We start from the raw sequence: 20,731 nt of genomic DNA on the forward strand, positions 1-20,731 counted from the left end.
AGGGGAGGGATGACAATGCTCGCAACCGATGTGATGCGCAGTTCATTCGCGACGATTAAGCCGACCGCTACAGTGCTCAACGCCGTCCAACTGCTGCTTGAGACCGATCAACGGGGCCTGCCGGTGATCGACGATGCTGGAGCTCTCATCGGCATGGTTTCGGAGGGCGATTTCCTTCACCGTGACGAGCTCGGCATCAGCCCGCCGTCCGGAAACTGGCTGGAGTCGCTGCTCGGCATTGCCGAGAACACGCCCGAACGCGAACGCATGCGCACCTTGCGGGTCGGTTCGCTCATGAGTTCTTCTCCGATCACCGTCGATGTCGAGGCATCGATCGAGGACGTCGTCGCGCAGATGGATATCTACGATGTTGCCCAGGTTCCCGTGGTCTGCGCCGGCGCTGTCGTCGGCATTGTCAGCCGCAGGGAACTGCTTGCAGCATTGGCGCAACGATTGAGAGAAGCAGAGAAAGCAAGCACCGGAGTCACTTCATGAGCCAGATTGCCTTGCAAACACATGCGCATGCCGTCGTTTGGATCGATCACCTTGTCGCGAAGGTTTTCGGCATTGGGTTGACAGGCGTCAGCGCCACGGCCGTTCATGCGCATTTGCCCTCGCAGCATCTGCATCACAAGGCGAATACGATCGGCGATGGCCGCGTCCAGGCCGACGCGACATTCCTCGCCCGGGTAGGGGAGGCCGTGGGCGGTTGCAGCGATCTGCTCGTCATCGGACCAGGTACCGAGAAGACCGAGTTGATGCAGTATCTCAGAACGGTAAGGCCCGACCTCAATTTGCATGTTGAGCCGAGCGATCATCCGACGGACGGCGAGATCGTGGCGTTGGGCCGGAAACGGTTCCATCTCGACTAGGCAGGGACGTCTAGCGTCGGAGCAGGCGCCGAACGCAAAGACAGGTAAAGGCCGAGCTCATCCCGCTCGAGCAAGGAGATGAGTGATGACAGTCCAAGCAGTTCTCGACCAAACCACATCCCCAGCCAACGACGACGTGGCGGCTGCAAGAATGCCAGCCTCCGCGGTGCCTGAGAGTGAGGGATCGACGGCTGCTGAATTGATCGACCAACTGGCTCACGCGGCAATGGCGCGATGGACTGGGGGCATCTCGCCGGCGAGCCTTGCGCTCGCGTTTGCCGATTGGCAGCTCCACCTCGCGGCGTCGCCCGGAAAACGGCTTGAGCTTGCACTGAAAGCTCTTGGCGACGGCTCGCGCTTCGCGCGAATGGTGTCGACGCCGCATGCGGCTTGGCAACCCTGGTTCATGGTCAGGCCTCAGCCAGGCGACAATAGGTTCTCCGGCCAGGATTGGTCGCTGCCGACGTTCAATATCATGGCCCAGGCTTTCCTGCTGGGTGAACGGTGGTGGCATGCGGCGGCCAGCGACCTGCGTGGCGTCTCGAAGGGAAATGCAGCGGTCGTGGATTTCACCGTCCGCCAATGCCTCGATGTCGTGGCGCCGTCCAACTTTGCGTTCAGCAACCCCGAGGTGCTGCGGCGGGCAATGGATTCAGGTGGCGGCAACTTCGTGTCGGGCTGGCACAACTGGGTGGAAGATTGCAGGGACCTGTTGAGCGCCAGGCCGTCCGGACCCACCCCATTTGTGGTCGGCAAGGACGTTGCCGCGACCAAGGGCAAGGTTGTCTACCGGAATGAGCTGATCGAGCTCATCCAATACGCATCCGAGACGGCCGACGTTTGCCCCGAACCGGTACTTATCGTGCCGGCTTGGATCATGAAGTATTACATTCTCGATCTCTCGCCGCAGAATTCGCTCGTGCGCTTCCTGGTTCAACGCGGCTTTACGGTGTTCATGATCTCATGGCGTAACCCCGGGCCAGCCGATCGCGAACTTGGTCTCGATCACTATCGCAAGCTTGGGATCGACGCCGCGATTGACGTGATCAACCAGCTTGTTCCCGAACGTCCGATCCACGCGGCTGGCTACTGCCTTGGCGGGACGCTACTCGCAATTGCGGCTGCTCGGCTGCAGAAAGAGCGGCCCGGCTGCCTGCGATCGGTGACGCTCTTGGCAACCCAGGTCGATTTCACCGATGCTGGCGAGTTGACGCTCTTCATCAATGAAAGCCAGGTTGCGTTCCTGGAGGATATGATGCGGCAGCGCGGCGTGCTCGACACGGCGCAGATGGCCGGTGCGTTCCAGTTGCTGCGGTCGAACGACATGATCTGGTCGCGCCTGATACGCGATTATCTCATGGGCGAGCGCGCCGCACCGAGTGACCTGATGTCATGGAACGCGGACGCGACTCGCATGCCCTACCGGATGCATTCGGATTATCTACGCAAACTGTTTCTCAACAACGACCTCGCCGAGGGTCGCTATTTGGTGGACGGGCAGCCGGTGGCACTCTCCGACCTTCGGGCCCCCATGTTCGTGGTCGGCACCGTTCGTGATCACGTCGCGCCCTGGCGGTCGGTTCACAAGCTTCACCTGTTGGCCGATGCCGATATCGCCTTCGTGCTGGCGAGCGGCGGTCACAACGCCGGCATCGTTGCACCGCCGTCGGAGGAGGGGCACAGCTATCAGTTCTTGGAGAAGAAAGCGGATCAACCTTATGTCGGCCCCGACGAGTGGCTGCGGAAGGCGGTGAATCGCGACGGATCCTGGTGGCTGGAGTGGGTTCGCTTCCTCACGGCACATTCCGGTGCGTGGGTGCCGGCGCAGTCGGCGCTTTACGCGCCCGAGGGTAGATTGCCGCTCGACGATGCGCCCGGACAGTACGTCCTGCAGCATTGATCCGGCCAGCTGTCGCCATGGACTGGCTTGATCTGCCGCAAAGTCCAGCGGTGCCAAGTCCTTATGGTAGCGGCGTCGCCCGCTGGGTTGCTGGTCTGGCTCAACGTACCGGGAGCGAAATCCGCGGGCCATGAGCTGCGCCCGGCTGCAGGAGAGAGCCATGAGTCTCATTGTTCGAATTCTCTTCATACTCGCGGGGCTCGTCGCAGCGCTGTTTGTCGCGCGCGATACCCTCAACTTCGACATCATGCAGATGTTCGTCGTCGTTCTACTCGTAACCGGGCTTCTGATGGTCGGCGCTCTCTGGAGTGTGTGGCGGCGCCAGGCGTAACCGTTCACCATCCGCGTGAGTGCCGACACTCCAGCATAGCGGCTCGGCACGCTGCAATCCTGCATCGCTGTTGTATTTTGGAAGCGTCGGATCGGCTCACGTCGAGCCGCCGATCGCCAGCCTGCGGATGATCTTTCATGCGGATGCATCGAGGACCGGCCCTACAAGGGTCGGCCCTCGATGCATAGCAGACGTCAAAGGCAAGTTAGGTTAAGCGAGTGCACTCATTCTAGCGCCCGACGGTGGCGTCGACCGGTGAAGGCCATCAGCAGCCACGACAGCGCAGACGCCGCTGCCACAAAGGCTGCGGCCCAAGCTGCCGCCGATACGACGAAGGCCGCCTCAAATCGCCAAGCCAGAAGCGGCTCGGTCGAGGCAAGCGGCATCGCGTCGGGGAAGAACCAATTGTAGAATAGAACAAGCGCCGCCGTAGCGATGGCGCTTCCGGCAAAGAGAAGACCCAATGCGCGGTTCATCGCATCCTCCTATTCTGGTGAAAGGATGCTGACAGACTTCGCCGGCTCGACCAATTCCGGATATTCCCTTAGGGTGCGGTCCGCATGCCGGAAGGGCACGGTGCATTTCGCAGACAGGACATGCTGCGGTGGAGAGTCGTGGCGGGCGAACCGGAGGCGTCAACGATCTCCCAATCGACGTCGCCGGTATTAATCTTCGCTTGCGCATTGACCACGTCGAGCGTCGCATCGGAGGCGTCGTGCCGTCGCGATGCGACACGTTGCCGCCGCGCGGCGTCATCGGCAGTCAGAAATATCCCGCTGAACTCGACCTTGGCGCCGCGGGCAACGACTTTTGCGGCGTCGCGTTCGGCTTGCTGCAGGAATGCGGCGTCGAGGATAACTGAGATTCCTTGCGCCAAGGCGTGCCCGGCACGATCGAGCATGGCCTGGTAGACGCGGTCGGATGCTTCGGGAGTATAGGTCTCCGGCGGCAATGTGGCGTGCTCGGCGACCTGGTTGAGTTGCTTGCGAATGACATCCGATCGCAGAACCAGAGCGCCCGGGGGCGGCGCGATCAGATGCGCTATGTCGCGCGCCAGCACGCTCTTACCGGTACCGGACTTCCCGCCAATTGCAAGCAGGCGGGGCGGCCCCGGTTCAATGAGCCGGCGTGCAAGCTGGAAATACCGCTCTGCGTGGGCGGTGATCGTTTGGTCGCTTTGGTATTGTCGCCGTTTGGTGAAGAGTACGTTGGCGCGTATTCCAGCGCGCATCGACAGAAACAGCGGCAGCAAGGACAGCGCGTTCGATTGTGCATCCCAGGTGGCTTGCACGTAGCTGTTGAACAGTCTGTTGGCCGTCGGCTCTTGCCCAAAGTACAGCAGGTCCATCACGGGGAATGCGAGGTCATAGAGGACGTCGGTCGTCGCGATATTGGGGTCAAACTCGATCGCATCGAACAGAACGGGCTGGCCGTCGAGCAGGACGATGTTGCCGAGATGTGCATCGCCGTGACAATGCCGGACCTGCCCAGCGGCGGCGCGGCGGCGCAGCAGTTCGAGGTTGCGCGCGAGGGCCTGATGACTCAGTTCGTGCAATCGATCGATTTCCTCCCGGGAGAGAACTGACCCGGCGCAAAACTGCTCCGTATTGCGATCGATGATGACAGGGAGCGAAGCAAGCCATGGGGATCCTTCGCGTCCGGTTGCGGTCCGATGGGATTCGAGCAGGATGGCGGCCAGTCTCTCGCCAAGCTCCGGCCGGATTGCATCTTGCTCGGCGAGATGATCCAGCGTCTTGTTTTCGTCGAAGCGAGCCATTTCGACGGCCCATTCGACAACCGGTCCGGTCCCCCCGACCGCAAGCCCATCGCGCCCGCGCGTGATCGGAACCACCCTGTGATAGATGGCGGGGGCGTTACGCTTGTTGATGGCGATCTCATCCTCGCAGGCGTGCTGCCGCTTTTCCAATGTCGAGAAGTCGAGATAGGGCAGCTTGACAGCTCGCTTGATCTTCAGAACACGCGAAGGTTCGAGAAAGACGATCGAACAATGGGTGTCGATCCGCTTTACCGGTGCGTTCGACCGGCCAGACCCGGCCAGGAACGACAATACAGCGGCCTGGTCAGTCTCGCCTGTGGCCGCGTCGGGTGTTGATATCGGCGTCGTCATGGTTTCAAAACGGCTGCGCCGACGAGCTTGCCATCCCGCAGGCGCGCCAGTGCCTCATTCGCCTGATCCAAGGGAAAGACGGTGACGTGTGTCCGGATTCCAGCTGTTGCCGCCGTCTTGAGAAAGTCGACGCCATCCTGTCGCGTCAGGTTGGCAACGGAAACGATCTGCCGTTCACCCCAAAGGATGTCGTAGGGAAAGCTCGGAATATCCGACATGTGAATGCCGGCACAAACCACGCGCCCGCCTTTGCGCAGCGTGCGCAGCGCGAGCGGGACAAGCGGCCCGGTGGGGGCGTAGATGATTGCGGCATCAAGCTCGGCCGGCGGTCGATCTCCCGAAGCGCCGGCCCAGCATGCGCCGAGCGATAAAGCCAGGCGCTGGGCCTCGGTGTCGCCGGAGCGGGTGAAAGCGTACACATCCCGCCCTTGCCAACGCGCCACTTGCGCGACGATATGTCCCGCCGCGCCAAAACCGTAGATGCCGAGTTTGCGGCCGTCGCCAGCCATCACCAGCGAGCGCCAGCCGATCAGGCCGGCGCAGAGCAGCGGTGCAAGCTCCGCGTCCTCGCCGTCTTCACCGAGCGGAAAGCAGTAACGCGCGTCTGCCACCAGGTGGGTGGCAAAGCCGCCGTCCCGCGTATAGCCGGTGAACAGGGGGGCGTCGCAGAGGTTTTCCTTGCCTTCCCGGCAGTAGGGACAATGCCCGCAGGTCGATCCAAGCCAGGGGACGCCGACGCGTGCGCCAAGATGCGCATGGTCTACGCCGTCACCGATCGCGTCGATGCGGCCAACCACCTCATGGCCGGGAACGATCGGATAGGCGATGTCGGGCAGTTCTCCGTCGACGACATGCAGGTCGGTCCGGCAAACGCCACAGGCGCCGACCTTGACGCGGACTTCGCCTGGTCCCGGGAGTGGGTCGGGCCGCTCCGTCAATTGCAGCCGCGCGCCTCGCGCGGGCAGGATCATGGCGTGCATGATGGAACTCGCTTAAGTCTGTGCTCTTCCTTTGATCACATCACATTGGTCCGGTTTTGATCCCGGTCAACAGCCGAGTGGCTGCTCCTGACTAACGTTGGTTTGTAGGCAATATCCAAACAGGAGGTAATGATGGTCAACGACATGATCCCCGTTCGAACCGAGCGCGCCTTGGCGCGGCGGGAGAACAACCCCTTCACATTTCTGCAGCAGGAAATCGACCGACTGTTCGATGGATTCGGCCGCAATTTTCCGACGTTCGCCGCGCCGCAGGCGATGATGCTGCGCATGGACGTCAGCGAGACCGACAAGACCGTCGAGATCTCCGCCGAACTGCCCGGCCTCGAGACCAAGGACGTTCAGCTCAATCTCGCCGACAATACGCTCACGATCCGGGGTGAGAAGAAGAGTGAGCGCGAGGAGAAGGACAAGGACTATCACCTGGTCGAGCGCAGCTTCGGCGCGTTCTCGCGATCCGTTGCATTGCCTGAGGGCGTCAAGGCGGAGGACGTCAGCGCCGAAATCGCCAAGGGCGTGCTCAAGGTCACCGTCAAGAAGCCGGCTCCCAAGCAGAGCAGGCAGATCGACATCAAGACGGCGGCGTAGCCGCCCTGCCGGGCGCGTCGCCCGTCGGCGAGCGACGCGCCCACGAAACAACCATCCATCCAAGGGGATCAGCCATGTACGAGTTTCTTCAGGAAACCGTCGCGAGCAACATGACGAGGTCGGTACGAAGCGTCGCTCCCGAAATGACCGTCAGCGACTTGTACCGGTTGTTCGCAAAGGACGACTATGACGCCTATCCCGTGCTCCGCGACGATGTCGTGGTCGGGTTCGTCACGAAACTCGACGCCCTGAAGGTGTTCGCCTGTCCGACAGATCACATCTTGCCCCGTTACGACGATCGGATGGGAACGACGGTCGATGAGATCATGTCGTCCGATGTGATCGCGGTTGAGCCGGACACAAATTTGCAGCGTGTTCTGCAGATGATGGTCGCACATCGGCTCAAGAGCCTGCCCGTGATTGACAATTATCGCCACCTGGTCGGGATCATTGCTCGCGAGGATGTCATGCGGGCTCTGGCGCGCTGCACGAAGCGGCAGGCGCCTCCGCTCGTTCCCTGCGAGACCGTCCGATGTCTACGTTTGGTCTAGAACGGGTTCTTTCGCCTCGAACGGTCGCACTTGTCGGCGGTAGTTCGCGTCCATCTTCGCTCGGCTTGGCGGTGCTCATGAACCTCAAGGCGTACGGCTTTTCCGGCCGCATCGCCGTGGTCAATCCGAACTACACTGCGATCGACGGCGAGGTTACATTCCCGGATCTCAAGTCACTTCCATTCGTTCCGGACCTCCTCGCGATCACGGCGCCCGCGACCGCGATTCCCGGAATCATCTCGGACGCTGCTGCGGTCGGTGTCGCCGGTGCGGTGATCCTGTCCTCCGGCCTTGGGCACGGCGCCGGCTCGCTTGCCGAGACGGTCGCGCGGACGGCGCGCATGCACGGCATGCGCCTGATCGGGCCGAACTGTCTCGGCGTCATGGTGCCGCGCGCGAAGCTCAATGCGAGCTTTGCCGCACATCAGCCCGCCGAAGGGCGTCTTGCCCTGATCTCGCAGTCCGGGGCGATCGCTGCAGCGATGATCGAATGGGCGGCTGAGCGGCGGCTCGGCTTCTCCGGCATCGTATCGATCGGAGACCAGCTCGACGTCGATGTCGCTGATTTGCTCGACTATTTCGCGCAGGACGATCACACCAACGCGATCCTGCTCTACCTCGAGGCCGTCCAGGATGCGCGCAAGTTCATGTCGGCCGCGCGCGCCGCGGCGCGGCTCAAGCCACTGATTGTGGTGAAGGCGGGCCGGATGGCCCAGGGCGCCAAGGCCGCCGCTACCCATACCGGCGCGCTGGCCGGTTCGGACGCGGTCTATGATGCGGCGTTCCGCCGGGCCGGCATGCTGCGCGTGTACGACCTTCGGGAGTTGTTCGACTGCGCCGAGTTGCTTGGCCGCGGCTTCGTTCCGCACGGCAACCGGTTGTCGATCCTGACCAATGGCGGCGGGCTCGGCATCCTCGCGATCGACCGGCTCGTTGAGCTAGGGGGCGTTCCAGCGAGCCTGTCGGCGGAGACGATTGCGGCGCTCGATCGGGTTCTGCCGCAAGGCTGGTCTCGCGCCAACCCCATCGATATCTCCGGCGATGCCGATGCTGCCCGCTACGTATCTGCACTCGGCGTGTTGCTCGAGGACGCCAACAGCGACGCCGTGCTGGTCATGAATGTGGAAACGGCTGTTGCGCCGACCGAAGGAATCGCCGATGCGGTGGCACAATGTGTTCGCGACCGTCGGGCCAGGAAGAGTGACGTTGCCGCGCTGGTGCTAGCATCGTGGGATGGTGCCGACGAGCGCACCGCGGCAACCTTCGAAGCTGCCCGCGTCCCGCATTTCCCCACCGAAGATGACGCAGTGCGCGCTTTCATGTACCTGGTGAGATATCGCGAGGCTTCCATCGCACTGGCCGCAACTCCGCCCAGTATCGCCTCGACGTTTGCGCCGGAGACGGTGGCGGCGCGGCGCGTGATCGCGAAAGCGCTGTCCGAGGGGCGGGGATGGCTTGACCCAGTTGAAATCGTGGCCCTGTTCAAGGCGTACGATATTCCAATCGTGCCGACGGTCGCCGCCTGTGGTGCCGACGATGCCGCAGACAAGGCTGCGCCGTTTCTGGCCCAGGGACTTGCGGTTGCGGTCAAGGTGTTCTCCCGCGACATCAGCCACAAGTCGGATGTCGGCGGCGTCATCCTTGGCTTGCGGACGCGCGAACGTGTCGCCGAGGCAGCGAGGGCGGTATTGTTGCGCGCGCGGAACGCGCGTCCGGATGCCGTCCTGCAAGGCGTGACGATCCAGCCGATGATCGAGCGACGGGCGGCACGCGAGTTGCTCCTCGGCATTGCCGACGATCCGACCTTCGGTCCCGTGATCGTGTTTGGCCGCGGTGGCACCGCGGTCGAGGTGATCAACGACAAGGCGCTGGCGCTGCCACCGCTCGACATGAACCTGGCGCGCGACCTGGTGAGCCGGACACGGGTCTCGAGGCTCCTGGCCGCCTATCGCGATGTGCCCGCTGTCCCGGCCGAGGTCGTGCCCCTCACCCTCGTCAAACTGGCGCAGATGGCGGCCGATATTCCGGAAGTCGCAGAGCTCGATATCAATCCGCTGCTGGCGGATGAAACCGGCGTGCTGGCGCTCGATGCGCGGGTGGCGGTCCGCAAGCCGGCGCGGCTGTTTGCAGGTCAGACGCGGCTCGCGGTGCGGCCTTATCCGTCGCAATGGGAAGGAGAGCTTGCCCTGAGGGACGGCTCGCGCGTCGTGATAAGACCGTTGCGGCCGGAAGATGAGCCCATGGTCGAGAGCTTCTTCAGGCGTGTAACGGCCGATGATCTCAGACTTCGCTTCTTCCAGGCAATGAAGAATTTTTCGCATGCGTTCGTTGCCCGGCTGACCCAGCTCGACTATGCGCGTGCGATGGTCTTTGCGGCGCTGGATCCGAGCACCGGCGCCATGGTGGGAGCAGTCCAGCTTCATTCGGACTCGCTCTACGAGAATGCCGAGTACGCAATCCTGCTGCAGTCCGACCTCAAGGGCAGAGGATTTGGGTGGGCGCTGATGCAGCTTCTGATTCAGTATGCGAGGTCGGAAGGGCTGAAGCGGCTGTCAGGTGAAGTGCTGGCCGAGAACACCACCATGCTGAACATGTGCCATGAGCTCGGGTTCACCGCCGTGACAGAGCCGACCGACCATCGGATCGTCAATGTCGTCCTCGACCTCTCCCTTTCGGCGGTGGATGCCTTGGGCGCCGACATCCTGATCCGACGCAGTCGCGATCAAAGCGGCGTGACGGCAACGATACGGTAGGGATGCATGCCGTCCGCCTCGTGGACCGAGACATATTCGCCGAGCCGAAAGCGCTCGTTGCCGAAATGATATCCGGCTTCATCGGCTGTCGAACCGGCCACGTCGTAATGGAAGCGCCAGCTGCCGCCAGGACCATGAACGAGGTGACCGAGCTGATCGTCTTCCGCGGGGCGTTGACGAACGACGCGGCAGGCCTCGCGATGGGCTTTCCAGGTTTCGACATCGATCCGCGATGCCGTATCGAGCGGGGCGATGATGATATAGCCGATCGCGGACGCGCCCTCGGGGTGATCGTGCTCGCGCGCGCGTTCGAGCCGAACCTGCCTGAATGAGTGCGGCAACGCAGTGCTTTGCAGAGGCGTGAAGGCGGCGCGATTCATCGGAAATCTCCCTAAACATGCCCGAGGCTGCCGGGCAACCTCTTCAATTCTAGAGCCGCGGCGCGCCAAGCCGTTGATTTGCGTCAAGCGCATGTCTGGGGGCACGGTGACGCCGATTGCGCTGGGTCAAACACAGCCCGTCTCCAGCAGCCTAAGGTGAACTACAAATTGGAGTTACAATCTTGCTCAATGCCCCGGCTTTGACGGCGAATGCGGACGATCCGCGCGTGCTTACCGCATGTGGGGCCTGGAACGTTGCCAACGTCGAAGCCCTGGAGCGGCTGTGTACGAACGCCGCGCGTACCGATATCGGCTCGATCGATGTACGTCGTGTCACCGCGCTCGACACCGTCGGGGCTTGGCTCCTGGAAAGGCTTGCCCGCGGTGGCGCTGCCAGAGCAGCTCTTACAGGTGCTGACGGTCCATATGGCGACCTGCTGCAAGAGGTACGAGGACTGAACCGTTACGGCCCCGCCGAACGCAGATCAGTCAACCCCGTGCTGCAGAGACTCGATCAGCTCGGCCGCGGCAGCAGGCGGTTGGCGTCCGATTCGGCGGCATTCCTGCATATGCTCGGCGCCTTCAGCGTAGCGCTGCTCGGCATTCTCAGGCATCCGCGATCGTTCCGACTGACGTCGACCGTCTATCAGCTCGGTCGGGTGGGCTGGCAAGCGGTGCCGATCATGGTGCTGATCACGTTCCTGATCGGCGCCATCATTGCTCAGCAAGGCATCTTCCATTTCCGCCGCTTCGGTGCGGAATCCTACGTCGTCGACATGGTTGGCATTCTCGTGCTGCGCGAGATTGGCGTGCTGATCGTGGCCATCATGGTGGCCGGACGTTCGGGCAGCGCCTATACGGCCGAGATCGGCGCGATGAAGATGCGTGAGGAGATCGACGCGCTCAGCACCATGGGGCTCGATCCTATCGCAGTCCTGATCCTGCCGCGGATCCTGGCACTGGTGGTGGCGCTGCCGATCCTCGCCTTTCTCGGCTCGCTCGCGGCGCTCTATGGCGGCGGGCTCATCGCCTGGCTCTATGGCGGCATGAGTCCAGCGATCTTCATCGCACGCCTTCACGACGCGGTTTCAGTCACTCATTTCGAGGTCGGCATCATCAAAGCGCCATTCATGGCACTCGTGATCGGGCTTGTCGCGGCGGTGGAGGGATTGAGCGTCAAGGGCAGCGCGGAATCGCTGGGGCAGCAGACGACGGCGTCGGTCGTGAAATCGATCTTCCTGGTGATCGTGCTCGACGGGTTGTTCGCGGTCTTCTTTGCTTCGATCGGGATGTAGCCATGGTCGACGCGCCAGCGATCCATATCCGCGACCTCGTGGTCGGCTTCGGCGAGAAGATCATCCTCGATCATCTCGATCTCGACGTGAACGACGGTGAAATTCTCGGCCTCGTGGGCGCGTCCGGCGGCGGAAAGTCGGTGCTGATGCGGACATTGGTCGGTCTGCTCCCGAAGCGGAGCGGGCAGATCGATTTCGCGGGCGACGGCGATGACGAACGCCGCTGGGGCGTGCTGTTCCAGCAGGGAGCGCTGTTCTCGGCCTTGACGGCTCGCCAGAACATCCAGTTTCCGTTGCGCGAGCGTGCGCGGCTTTCCCCGGGGCTGCTGGACGAAATTGCGGACGCCAAGCTCGAGATGGTCGGCCTGACGCGCGAAGACGGGGACAAATATCCGTCCGAGCTCTCGGGGGGCATGACCAAGCGGGTTGCGCTCGCGCGGGCACTGGCGCTCGACCCCTCGCTCTTGTTTCTCGATGAGCCAACGTCTGGGCTCGATCCCATCGCTGCCGGCGAATTCGATACCTTGATCCGGACGCTGCATCGTACGTTGCGTTTCACTGTGTTCATGGTGACGCACGATTTGAACAGCCTGCAAGCCATCTGCGACCGCGTCGCCGCGCTTGCCGACGGCAGGATCGCGGCCATCGGGCGGCTGTCATCGGTGCTCAAGTCCGATCACCCCTGGGTCCAGGCTTACTTTCACGGAGCCCGGGCGCAAAAGCTTGGCCTCGGCAACTAGGCAGAGAGAGACCCAAATGGAAATCCGCGCGCCCTACATTGTCGTTGGTGCATTCGTATTGTCGGCAATCGTCGCCGTGTTCGGCTTCGTTTACTGGCTGAACAATTTCGGTGGAATCGGAAAGCGGGAGACATACCAGCTCGTCTTTACCGACCCCGTGCCTGGCCTGCTCGTCGGGGCGGGCGTTCTCTTCAATGGTATCCGCGTCGGCGAGGTCACAACCCTTGAACTGGTTCCGGAACGCCCGCGCGAGGTTCGCGCCGGGATCGCAGTCGCCGAGCGCACGCCGGTGCATACCGACACGCGTGTCGGCCTCGATTTTCAGGGGTTGACCGGCGTTCCGGTGATCGCGCTGGAAGGCGGTGATGATCCCCAGGCGCCGCCGGCGCGCGAACCGCTGGTGGCCGAAAAGGGGGCCGGGCGGAGCATGACGCAGGCCGCCCGCGATGCGTTACGCCGGGTCGATGCCGTCCTGTCCGACAACGCCGCGCCGCTGCACAGCACGATCGACAATCTCAGCACGTTCGCTGAAGGGCTCGCGCGCAACACGCCGAAGCTCGATGGAATTGTGGCCGGGCTCGAACGCATGACCGGCGGCGGTGCGCCCGCGCCTCGCAAGGTGGCGTATGACCTTCACGCGGTGGACAGCTTCGGCGCGCAACGCCATGCGAATCTGCCCGAGCAGCTGGTCATGGCGGAGCCGACCGCGATCGCCCGCCTCCAGACCCAGCGCTTCTTGTTCACGCCGGATGAGGAAATTCAAGGATTTGAAGGTGCGCAGTGGAGCGATAGTCTCCCGGTGCTGGTGCAGGCGCGGTTGCTGCAGAGCTTCGAGAACTACGACGTCGAGCATGCGCCACTGCGCGCCGACAGCGGCGTAGAAGGTGCGCCGCGTCTGCTGATCGACCTGCGCCGGTTCGAAATCGTGCAGGGACCTCAACCGCGCGCGACGATCTCCTTGTCCGCGAAGATCGTGGATCGAAATGGTCAGGTAAAGGCTGCAAAGCTTCTCGAAGGATCCGAAGGAATTAGCTCGCTGACGCCGCCCGAGGCGGCCGCCGCCTTCGATAAGGCGTTCGGCACCCTCGCAAGGGAGCTCGTGATGTGGGTTGCGGCGACGGACTGAACCAGATCGTTGCAGCGTCTCACAACGATCTTGGATCAGACTTGCTCGGCGGCTGCCGCCAAGCCAAGGTCGTCGCGACCTAAAGCATGATCCGGAAAAGTGCGAAGCGGTTTTCCGAAAAGATCAAGCTCAAACAAGGAGCTAATGCGCGATGACGATTCAACCTAATCTCATCGCGCTTTAGCGACCTGTGACCAGCAGGCTGCGGCAGTGCCGCGCAATACTGACTTCCTCATTGGTCGGAATGACCAGTACATCGACCGGGCTGCCCTTCGCGGCGATATGCTGCGCGCCCTGAGCATTTGCGACTGCATCAATGCTGACCCCGAGCCAGGAGAGGCGATCGCAGATGCGCTGCCGGATTTCCGGGGCGTGCTCGCCGATGCCGCCGGTGAACACCAGGCCATCGAGGCCGGCGAGGGTATTTGCCATCACGGCGACCTCTGCGGCGACACGAAATGTGAAGAGATCGACGGCTTCGCGAGCCGCAGGATCGTGGCTCGACAGCAGGGCGCGCATGTCGGCTGACACCCCGGAGACGCCGAGCAGACCCGAGCGTTCGTAGAGCAGGTGCTGCACGTCATCGACCGACATTTTCTCTTCCTGCATGAGATAAAGCAGCACGCCGGGGTCGATCGTTCCACAGCGTGTCCCCATCACGAGACCGTCGAGTGGGGTCAATCCCATCGTGGTGTCGACGCTGCCGCCCTTTCGCAAGGCACAGAGGCTCGCGCCATTGCCGAGGTGCGCCACGACGACGCGCTTGTCAGCCCAATGCGGGGCGATCGCAGCGAGCCGGCTGGCGACGTATTCGAAGGAGAGGCCGTGGAAACCGTAGCGGCGGATGCCGCGCTGCTCAAACTGCCGCGGGATGGCAAAGCGGCTCACCGGCGGCGCCAGGCCGTGATGAAAGGCCGTGTCGAAGCAGGCGATCTGCGTCAGCTCCGGCTGCAGTGACTGCACGGCCCGGACCGGCGCCAGACAGCGCGGCTGGTGCAGCGGCGCCAGCGGCGTGAACGCCTCCAGCGCAGCGAGAGTCTGCCCTGCGATGACGACCGGCCCGTAGAATTCGCGGCCGCCATGGACGATGCGATGGCCGACGGCGGCGAGCCTGCCGCCGTCGAGATAGTCCTCGATCCAGGCAAGTATATCGCCGAACAGACCGTTGTCCTCCGACGTGCCGCTCGCGCGGCGCTTCTCGAACAGCGGCCTGTCCGAAGCATCGCTCACCACGATGCGCGGGACGTTCTCCTGCTCGTCAAGCAGGCCCTTGCATTGCAGCTCTGGCTCGGACGGAGCGATATCGAACAGGCCGAACTTGATGCTCGACGAGCCGGCGTTAAGCACCAGGACGCTGTCGGACATGGGTGGTCTCTCTCGCGTTCGCTGCCTCAGTCAACGGATTTGTGACCTGTCGCGCCATAGGGCCAGACCCAGTCACGGATCTGCGGCATGTCCTCGCCATGCTCGCGCACGTAGCGCGTATGCTCGATCAGGGCGTCACGGAATTGCTGCTTGACGTGGGCGGCCGCGATGTCGAGCCCCGGCACGCGTTCGATTGCTTCGATGGCGAGATGGAAGCGGTCGAGGCCGTTCAACACCACCATGTCGAACGGCGTCGTGGTGGTGCCTTCCTCCGCAAAGCCCCGCACGTGCATTCCGTCGTGATTGGTGCGGCTGTAGGTCAGGCGATGGATCAGATAGGGATAGCCGTGATAGGCGAAGATGACGGGCTTGTCGCGGGTGAACAGGCTATCGAAGTCGCGGTCGGACAGGCCGTGCGGATGCTGCTCCGTCGGCTGCAGCGTCATCAGGTCGACCACGTTGACGACGCGGATCTTCAACTGCGGCAGCGCGTTGCGGAGCAGATCGACGGCGGCGAGCGTCTCCAGCGTCGGAACGTCGCCGGCGCAGGCCATCACCACGTCTGGCTCGGCGTTGACTGCTTCGGTGCCGGCCCATTTCCAGATGCCGATGCCTGCCTCGCAATGAGTGATCGCATCGCGCATCGAGAGCCATTGCGGAGCGGGTTGCTTCCCGGCGACAATCACATTGATGCGGTCATAGGTGCGCAGGCAGTGATCCGCGACCCAGAGCAGGGTGTTCGCATCAGGAGGGAAGTAGACGCGGACGATATCGGCCTTCTTGTTGGTGACGAGATCGACGAAGCCGGGATCCTGATGACTGAATCCATTGTGGTCCTGGCGCCAGACGTGCGAGGTGAGGAGATAGTTCAGCGACGCGATCGGCCGCCGCCAGGGCAGCGCCCGCGAGACCTTCAGCCATTTGGCATGCTGGTTGAACATCGAATCCACGATGTGGATGAAGGCCTCATAGCAGGAGAAGAAACCGTGGCGGCCCGTGAGCAGGTAACCTTCAAGCCAGCCCTGGCAGAGATGCTCGCTTAGGACTTCCATCACTCGCCCGTCATGAGCCAGATGGACGTCATAGGGTTCGATGCCCTCCATCCAGACCCGGTCGGTGGCCTCGAAGACCGCATCGAGCCGGTTGGATGCGGTTTCGTCCGGACCCATGATGCGGAAATTGCGGGCCTCCGCATTCAGCTCCACGACCTCGCGCAAGAACTTGCCGAGTTCTCGCGTGGCTTCGGCGACGGCGTCACCCGGAGCGGTGACCTCGACCGCATGCGCACGGAAATCCGGTAGCTTCAATTCCCGCTTCAGGACGCCCCCGTTGGCGTGCGGGTTGGCCCCCATCCGACGGTCGCCTGCGGGCGCAAGGGCTTGCAATTCAGGTGCGAGCCGCCCGTTCGAATCGAACAGCTTGTCGGGCTCGTAGGTGCTCATCCAATGTTCGAGCAGCTTCAGATGCTCGGGGTTGCCGCGCGGGTTGGCGATCGGCACCTGATGTGCACGCCAGAAGCCTTCGACCTTCAGCCCGTCGACTTCCTTCGGTCCGGTCCAGCCCTTCGGGCTGCGCAGCACGATCATCGGCCATCGCGGTCGCTTAAGGCTGCCGGTCTGCTGGCGCGCGGCTTGCTGGATCGAGCGGATGCCGGCGAGCGCGGTATCGAGCGTGTCGGCCATCAACCGATGCATGGCACGCGGATCGTCGCCTTCGACGAATAGCGGCTCGTAGCCGTAGCCGATGAAGAGGCTGCGGACTTCCTCATCATCCATCCGCCCAAGCACGGTGGGATTGGCAATCTTGTAGCCATTGAGGTGCAGGATTGGCAGCACTGCGCCGTCATGTACCGGGTTCAAGAACTTGTTGGAATGCCAGGACGCCGCGAGCGGACCGGTCTCCGCCTCGCCGTCGCCGACGACGCAAACGGCAATCAAATCGGGGTTGTCGAACACTGCGCCATACGCGTGAACCAGTGCATAGCCGAGCTCACCGCCTTCGTGGATCGAGCCGGGCGTTTCCGGCGCCGCGTGGCTTGGAATGCCACCGGGGAAGGAGAATTGGCGGAACAGCTTGCGCAAGCCGTCCGCATCGCGCGTCACCTCCGGATAGATTTCGGTGTAGGTGCCTTCGAGATAGGTGTTCGCAACCATACCGGGACCACCATGGCCGGGACCGCAAATATAGATGACGTTGAGATCGGAAGCGCGGATTGCGCGATTGAGGTGGGCATAGATGAAATTGAGCCCCGGCGTGGTGCCCCAATGCCCGAGTAGGCGCGGCTTGATATGCTCCGGCTTCAGCGGCTCTTTCAGGAGGGGATTCGCAAGCAGATAGATCTGTCCAACGGAGAGGTAATTGGCGGCTCGCCAATAACGGTCGAGCAGCTCAAGATCATCCGTGCGTGCTTGCTCGTTTGGAGTGGTCGCAGATTGCATGTCGCTCTCCCGGGACTCAAAGATGACCTCGGACGCCGCTATCGGTTCCACGTTAGAGGGCGAATATGACGGGAATGGCTTGAGCCAGCTCAAAGATGCACGCCAATTCGGGCCGCAACGCCCACATTCCTTGAACGTCCACCAACACGGGACGCTCAAGGACTGGAAAGCTCGATGTCGGAGGCGGAACCGGACCCTCACGAGGTCAGTTTTGAGCCAGCGCAAGGAATTGCAGATTGCTCCTCACCGTAAATGGGGAGCGGATGGTTCTTGCTCCAGGTCGTTTGGCACCATTCCATATGTCCTCAGCACGGTGGTTCTCGTCTCGGGATAGCCGGTACGGACGATAGCTGCGGCACCAGCGTGGCCGAATGTCTTCCATAAGTGCTTGGCATGCTCTATCGCCGCTGCAGGGCTGGCGCACTTGGCCGGCTGGCCCGGAACGAGCCCGCCATCGGTCCGGTCGTACGGCAGGGCAATGAAATGCGTGATCCCGTCCATTGATGCCCCTTTCTCGTTCGGTTGACGTCACCCAGCAAAGCATTGTGGTAATAATATCTTGATCTGCCTCAGCTCATTTCGTTTGATCCGGATCAAGGCGGAATAGGCGCATCTCGTTTGCTGTTGATGGGTTCGAAAGGGAGCTTGCTTGCCATTGAGCTTCCTCCTCTCGAAGATGGGCTGGCCAGGGTAATGGGAAACCTCGTGCACTTTCCGGAATCGCGTCGGGCGAACCACGGAGAGGTGGCGTCGAGAGCGGACATTCGCCATTCCTTCCGTCAAGTGATGTTGATGCTCGAACTGCAACTGCTCCAGATCAGCGGCCTGGTCGCCGTGTGTCCGGCCGGAGAGGCCAGGACGAAGCTGCAGCAGCAGCACGACCAACTACTCGGTAGCCTTGCGGTCACGCGACAGCATGCGCGAGCGCTGATCGGCGATTGATGTCGGCCCACATTGCGGGCGGCACCATTCGCCGAGGCGCAACATTTCATCGGATTGACGATAGATCGTCCTGCTCGTCGCCATGCGAAAATTGAGCCCTGCTACAGGATTCCGATAGGGGATTTTACGTGAGTTAAATCTCGCGGCCCAATAGTCCGCACCGGCCCAGGCGGCCTATATTGACTTGCCCATGCCCAGGTCAGATCGGGCAACCCGTTTGCGGTAAATCAGTTGGTGAAAAGCGATGAATTTCAGGATCTCTCTGGCGCAGCGCATCTACGCAATTGTTGGACTGAGCTTTTGCGGGCTGACCGGGCTGGCCGCTATCCAGGCAACCAATCTGGCAGATGCTTTGCGCGCGCAGCGGCAGAGCGAGTTGAAGCACCTTACCCAATTGGCTCTTGGCATTGCGCAGGAGGAGCATGACGCCGCCGTCGGCCGGGGAGCGGATGGAGACGCCGCCCGTCGCAATGCAGCAGCCAGAATCGGCGCGCTAAGATTTGGGAACGGGGATTATTTCTGGATCAACGATCTCGGTCCCACGATGATCAAGCATCCGATCAAGCCGGAGCTCGACGGCAAGGATTTGCGTGAAATCAGGGATCCAACCGGCAAGCAGCTCTTTGTCGAATTTGCCGAGATCGTGAAGCGAAACGGCGAGGGGTTTGTCGACTATCAATGGCCAAAGCCGGGACTGGATACGCCGCAACCGAAGCTATCGTTTGTCGCGGGCTTTCAACCGTGGAACTGGGTCATCGGGACAGGCGTGTATGTGGACGATCTCCAGGCGCAGGTCTGGGAGCGGGCACGAAGCATCATCATTGTTGCCGCTGCGATCGTGATGGCCGTCGGGCTGATAACACTGCTGCTTGCGCGGCGGATATCGACAGCTCTGGTGACAATGACGAGCTCTCTCAACCGCTTGAGCGGGGGTGATTTCGACATGAAGCTCCCGAGGCTCGAGCGGTCCGATGAACTGGGCGACATGGCCCGCTCAATCGAACAGTTCAGGGTCAGAGCTGCCGAGAAAGTGCGTGACGAGGCCAGGCAAGACGAGGAGAGACGGCGCGCCACCGAGGAAGCCAGGGCATCGGCGTTGCAGCAAATGGCGGCGAACGTCGAAAATGCCACTAAGGTCGCTGTCGGCGAAGTTGCGTCCGGCACGGATCGCATGGCAAGAAACGCGTCCATCATGAGGGATACGGCGCTGACGCTGGAGAGAAACAGCAGTAGCGTTGCAGCCGCTGCCGAGGAGGCGCTCGCCAACGCCCAGACGGTCGCAAGAGCATCCTCCCAGCTGGCTACTTCGATATCGCAGATCGCCAATCAAGTGGGAGCGTCGCGTTCGTTGACGCTGGAGGCTGTGACGGCATCGACGCAAGCCCAGGCGACAATCGTCAAGCTGTCGGAAGCTGCTTCGAAGGTTGGGACTGTGACGAGCCTGATCAGCGAAATTGCCGGCCAGACAAATCTCCTGGCATTGAACGCGACGATCGAGGCCGCCCGGGCCGGGACTGCCGGTCGCGGTTTCGCAGTGGTTGCGGCCGAGGTGAAGTCGCTGGCCGAACAGACCGCGAGAGCAACAAACGAGATCGCGCAGCAAATCGCCGAGATCCAGGAGGCGACGCATGCCTCGGTTGCGTCCATGAGCATCATTGGTGAGGTCATTCGCAGCGTCGAATCCGTATCAGCCGTGATCTCCGCCGCGGTCGAGGAGCAAAACGTCGTCACGGCCGATATCTCGCGGACGGTCGAAGAGACCTCGCACGCTGCCCGCGAGGTGGCGTCTCAAATTGCCTCGGTGTCTGCCGAAGCGGTTGAAACCGGCCGACGGGCGTCGGAGATGCACAACGGATCAACGGCAATTGCTGAGAAAGTGGCCGAACTGCGCACGACGCTTATCCGTGTCATTCGTACGTCGACCACTGATGTCGATCGTCGGCGTTCGTCACGCGTTGCGCTTCGACGATCCGGTATCTTGGTTTGGCGCGGCGAGACGAAGCGTATCGAGGCCCGCGACGTGTCGATGGACGCGGTATCGATCGAGTGCGCATTGCCGGACGCAGCAAAAGGCGAGCTTGTCGAACTGGCGATTGATGGGCTCTCGTTCCGACTTGGCGGTGTCGTAGCGCGTATGGATCCCGGCTCGGTATTGATCAACCTGAATCTGTCGGCGGAAACCGAGCAGAAGTTGGCTGCGGTACTCTCAAGCGAGTGCGCGCGTTCGGCAGCAGCGTAAACACAACGTCTCGCGCGCGAGGCTAACCGCAAGGCATGCTTGCCGGCTTGCCCTGTGCGTCGGCGAGCGTCCTGGACGGGACCTC

Annotated in this window: 18 protein-coding genes; 12 read left to right on the forward strand and 6 right to left on the reverse strand. The window is 62.4% G+C overall.

Annotated features, from left to right (window positions below; genetic code table 11):
- Nucleotides 1-15 precede the first annotated feature (15 nt).
- The 4 genes from HAP47_RS03190 (at nucleotide 16) to HAP47_RS03205 (ending at nucleotide 3,103) form a co-directional block, all read left to right on the forward strand.
- Nucleotides 16-495, forward strand: coding sequence for a CBS domain-containing protein (locus HAP47_RS03190; protein WP_231168730.1), 480 nt, complete (start codon nucleotides 16-18; stop codon nucleotides 493-495).
- Nucleotides 492-872, forward strand: a complete 381-nt coding sequence (locus HAP47_RS03195) for a hypothetical protein (protein WP_173639473.1) — start codon at nucleotides 492-494, stop codon at nucleotides 870-872. Before HAP47_RS03190 ends, HAP47_RS03195 begins: the two co-directional genes overlap by 4 nt.
- 85 nt (nucleotides 873-957) lie before the next feature.
- Complete coding sequence (locus HAP47_RS03200; protein WP_371821733.1) at nucleotides 958-2,772, forward strand: PHA/PHB synthase family protein; 1,815 nt, start codon at nucleotides 958-960, stop codon at nucleotides 2,770-2,772.
- Nucleotides 2,773-2,932: 160 nt separating this feature from the next.
- Entirely contained in the window at nucleotides 2,933-3,103 is a 171-nt protein-coding gene (locus HAP47_RS03205) for a hypothetical protein (RefSeq protein WP_173639472.1), read from the forward strand.
- A gap of 224 nt (nucleotides 3,104-3,327) precedes the next feature.
- Here the strand turns inward: HAP47_RS03205 and HAP47_RS03210 are convergent, their stop codons facing one another.
- From HAP47_RS03210 to HAP47_RS03220, 3 genes are all read right to left on the reverse strand, one after another.
- Complete coding sequence (locus tag HAP47_RS03210; RefSeq protein WP_173639471.1) at nucleotides 3,328-3,579, reverse strand: hypothetical protein; 252 nt, start codon at nucleotides 3,577-3,579, stop codon at nucleotides 3,328-3,330.
- Nucleotides 3,580-3,647: 68 nt separating this feature from the next.
- Nucleotides 3,648-5,231, reverse strand: a complete 1,584-nt coding sequence (locus tag HAP47_RS03215) for a bifunctional aminoglycoside phosphotransferase/ATP-binding protein (RefSeq protein WP_173639470.1) — start codon at nucleotides 5,229-5,231, stop codon at nucleotides 3,648-3,650.
- Nucleotides 5,228-6,211: a zinc-dependent alcohol dehydrogenase family protein gene (locus HAP47_RS03220; protein ID WP_173639469.1), complete on the reverse strand. Its 984-nt coding sequence runs from the start codon at nucleotides 6,209-6,211 to the stop codon at nucleotides 5,228-5,230. The genes HAP47_RS03215 and HAP47_RS03220 overlap by 4 nt, the downstream gene beginning before the upstream one ends.
- Nucleotides 6,212-6,340: 129 nt before the next feature.
- Between HAP47_RS03220 and HAP47_RS03225 the strand changes: the two genes are divergently transcribed.
- The 3 genes from HAP47_RS03225 to HAP47_RS03235 all read left to right on the forward strand — a co-directional run bounded on the left by HAP47_RS03225 (nucleotide 6,341) and on the right by HAP47_RS03235 (nucleotide 10,121).
- A complete protein-coding gene (locus HAP47_RS03225) occupies nucleotides 6,341-6,817 on the forward strand; it encodes an Hsp20/alpha crystallin family protein (protein ID WP_371821734.1) in 477 nt (158 codons plus the stop codon).
- Between the two features lie 74 nt (nucleotides 6,818-6,891).
- Nucleotides 6,892-7,368 (forward strand): CBS domain-containing protein, encoded by a 477-nt coding sequence (locus tag HAP47_RS03230; RefSeq protein ID WP_173639467.1) that lies wholly within the window; start codon nucleotides 6,892-6,894, stop codon nucleotides 7,366-7,368.
- Nucleotides 7,350-10,121, forward strand: coding sequence for a bifunctional acetate--CoA ligase family protein/GNAT family N-acetyltransferase (locus HAP47_RS03235; protein ID WP_173639466.1), 2,772 nt, complete (start codon nucleotides 7,350-7,352; stop codon nucleotides 10,119-10,121). Before HAP47_RS03230 ends, HAP47_RS03235 begins: the two co-directional genes overlap by 19 nt.
- Here the strand turns inward: HAP47_RS03235 and HAP47_RS03240 are convergent.
- Complete coding sequence (locus HAP47_RS03240; RefSeq protein ID WP_173639465.1) at nucleotides 10,091-10,501, reverse strand: hypothetical protein; 411 nt, start codon at nucleotides 10,499-10,501, stop codon at nucleotides 10,091-10,093. The genes HAP47_RS03235 and HAP47_RS03240 overlap by 31 nt on opposite strands.
- A gap of 227 nt (nucleotides 10,502-10,728) precedes the next feature.
- Between HAP47_RS03240 and HAP47_RS03245 the strand changes: the two genes are divergently transcribed.
- Genes HAP47_RS03245 through HAP47_RS03255 form a run of 3 tightly spaced genes read left to right on the forward strand, consistent with a single transcriptional unit; the run spans nucleotide 10,729 to nucleotide 13,662 of the window.
- On the forward strand, nucleotides 10,729-11,796 hold the full coding sequence (locus HAP47_RS03245) for an MlaE family ABC transporter permease (protein WP_231168731.1): 1,068 nt from the start codon (nucleotides 10,729-10,731) through the stop codon (nucleotides 11,794-11,796).
- A 2-nt stretch (nucleotides 11,797-11,798) separates the two neighbouring features.
- Nucleotides 11,799-12,536 (forward strand): ABC transporter ATP-binding protein, encoded by a 738-nt coding sequence (locus tag HAP47_RS03250; protein ID WP_173639464.1) that lies wholly within the window; start codon nucleotides 11,799-11,801, stop codon nucleotides 12,534-12,536.
- 16 nt (nucleotides 12,537-12,552) lie between these two features.
- Nucleotides 12,553-13,662 (forward strand): ABC-type transport auxiliary lipoprotein family protein, encoded by a 1,110-nt coding sequence (locus HAP47_RS03255; protein WP_173639463.1) that lies wholly within the window; start codon nucleotides 12,553-12,555, stop codon nucleotides 13,660-13,662.
- Between the two features lie 180 nt (nucleotides 13,663-13,842).
- Here the strand turns inward: HAP47_RS03255 and HAP47_RS03260 are convergent, their stop codons facing one another.
- Nucleotides 13,843-15,027 carry an acetate/propionate family kinase gene (locus HAP47_RS03260; RefSeq protein WP_173639462.1) on the reverse strand — a complete coding sequence of 395 codons (1,185 nt, stop codon included), beginning with the start codon at nucleotides 15,025-15,027 and terminating at the stop codon, nucleotides 13,843-13,845.
- A gap of 26 nt (nucleotides 15,028-15,053) precedes the next feature.
- Complete coding sequence (locus tag HAP47_RS03265) at nucleotides 15,054-17,465, reverse strand: phosphoketolase family protein (protein ID WP_173639461.1); 2,412 nt, start codon at nucleotides 17,463-17,465, stop codon at nucleotides 15,054-15,056.
- 645 nt (nucleotides 17,466-18,110) lie between these two features.
- Between HAP47_RS03265 and HAP47_RS03270 the strand changes: the two genes are divergently transcribed.
- Nucleotides 18,111-18,407, forward strand: coding sequence for a hypothetical protein (locus tag HAP47_RS03270; protein WP_231168732.1), 297 nt, complete (start codon nucleotides 18,111-18,113; stop codon nucleotides 18,405-18,407).
- A gap of 244 nt (nucleotides 18,408-18,651) precedes the next feature.
- A complete protein-coding gene (locus HAP47_RS03275) occupies nucleotides 18,652-20,646 on the forward strand; it encodes a methyl-accepting chemotaxis protein (protein ID WP_173639460.1) in 1,995 nt (664 codons plus the stop codon).
- Nucleotides 20,647-20,731: the final 85 nt, after the last annotated feature.

It is taken from the genome of Bradyrhizobium sp. 41S5 (assembly GCF_011516665.3).
GTDB lineage: Bacteria > Pseudomonadota > Alphaproteobacteria > Rhizobiales > Xanthobacteraceae > Bradyrhizobium > Bradyrhizobium quebecense.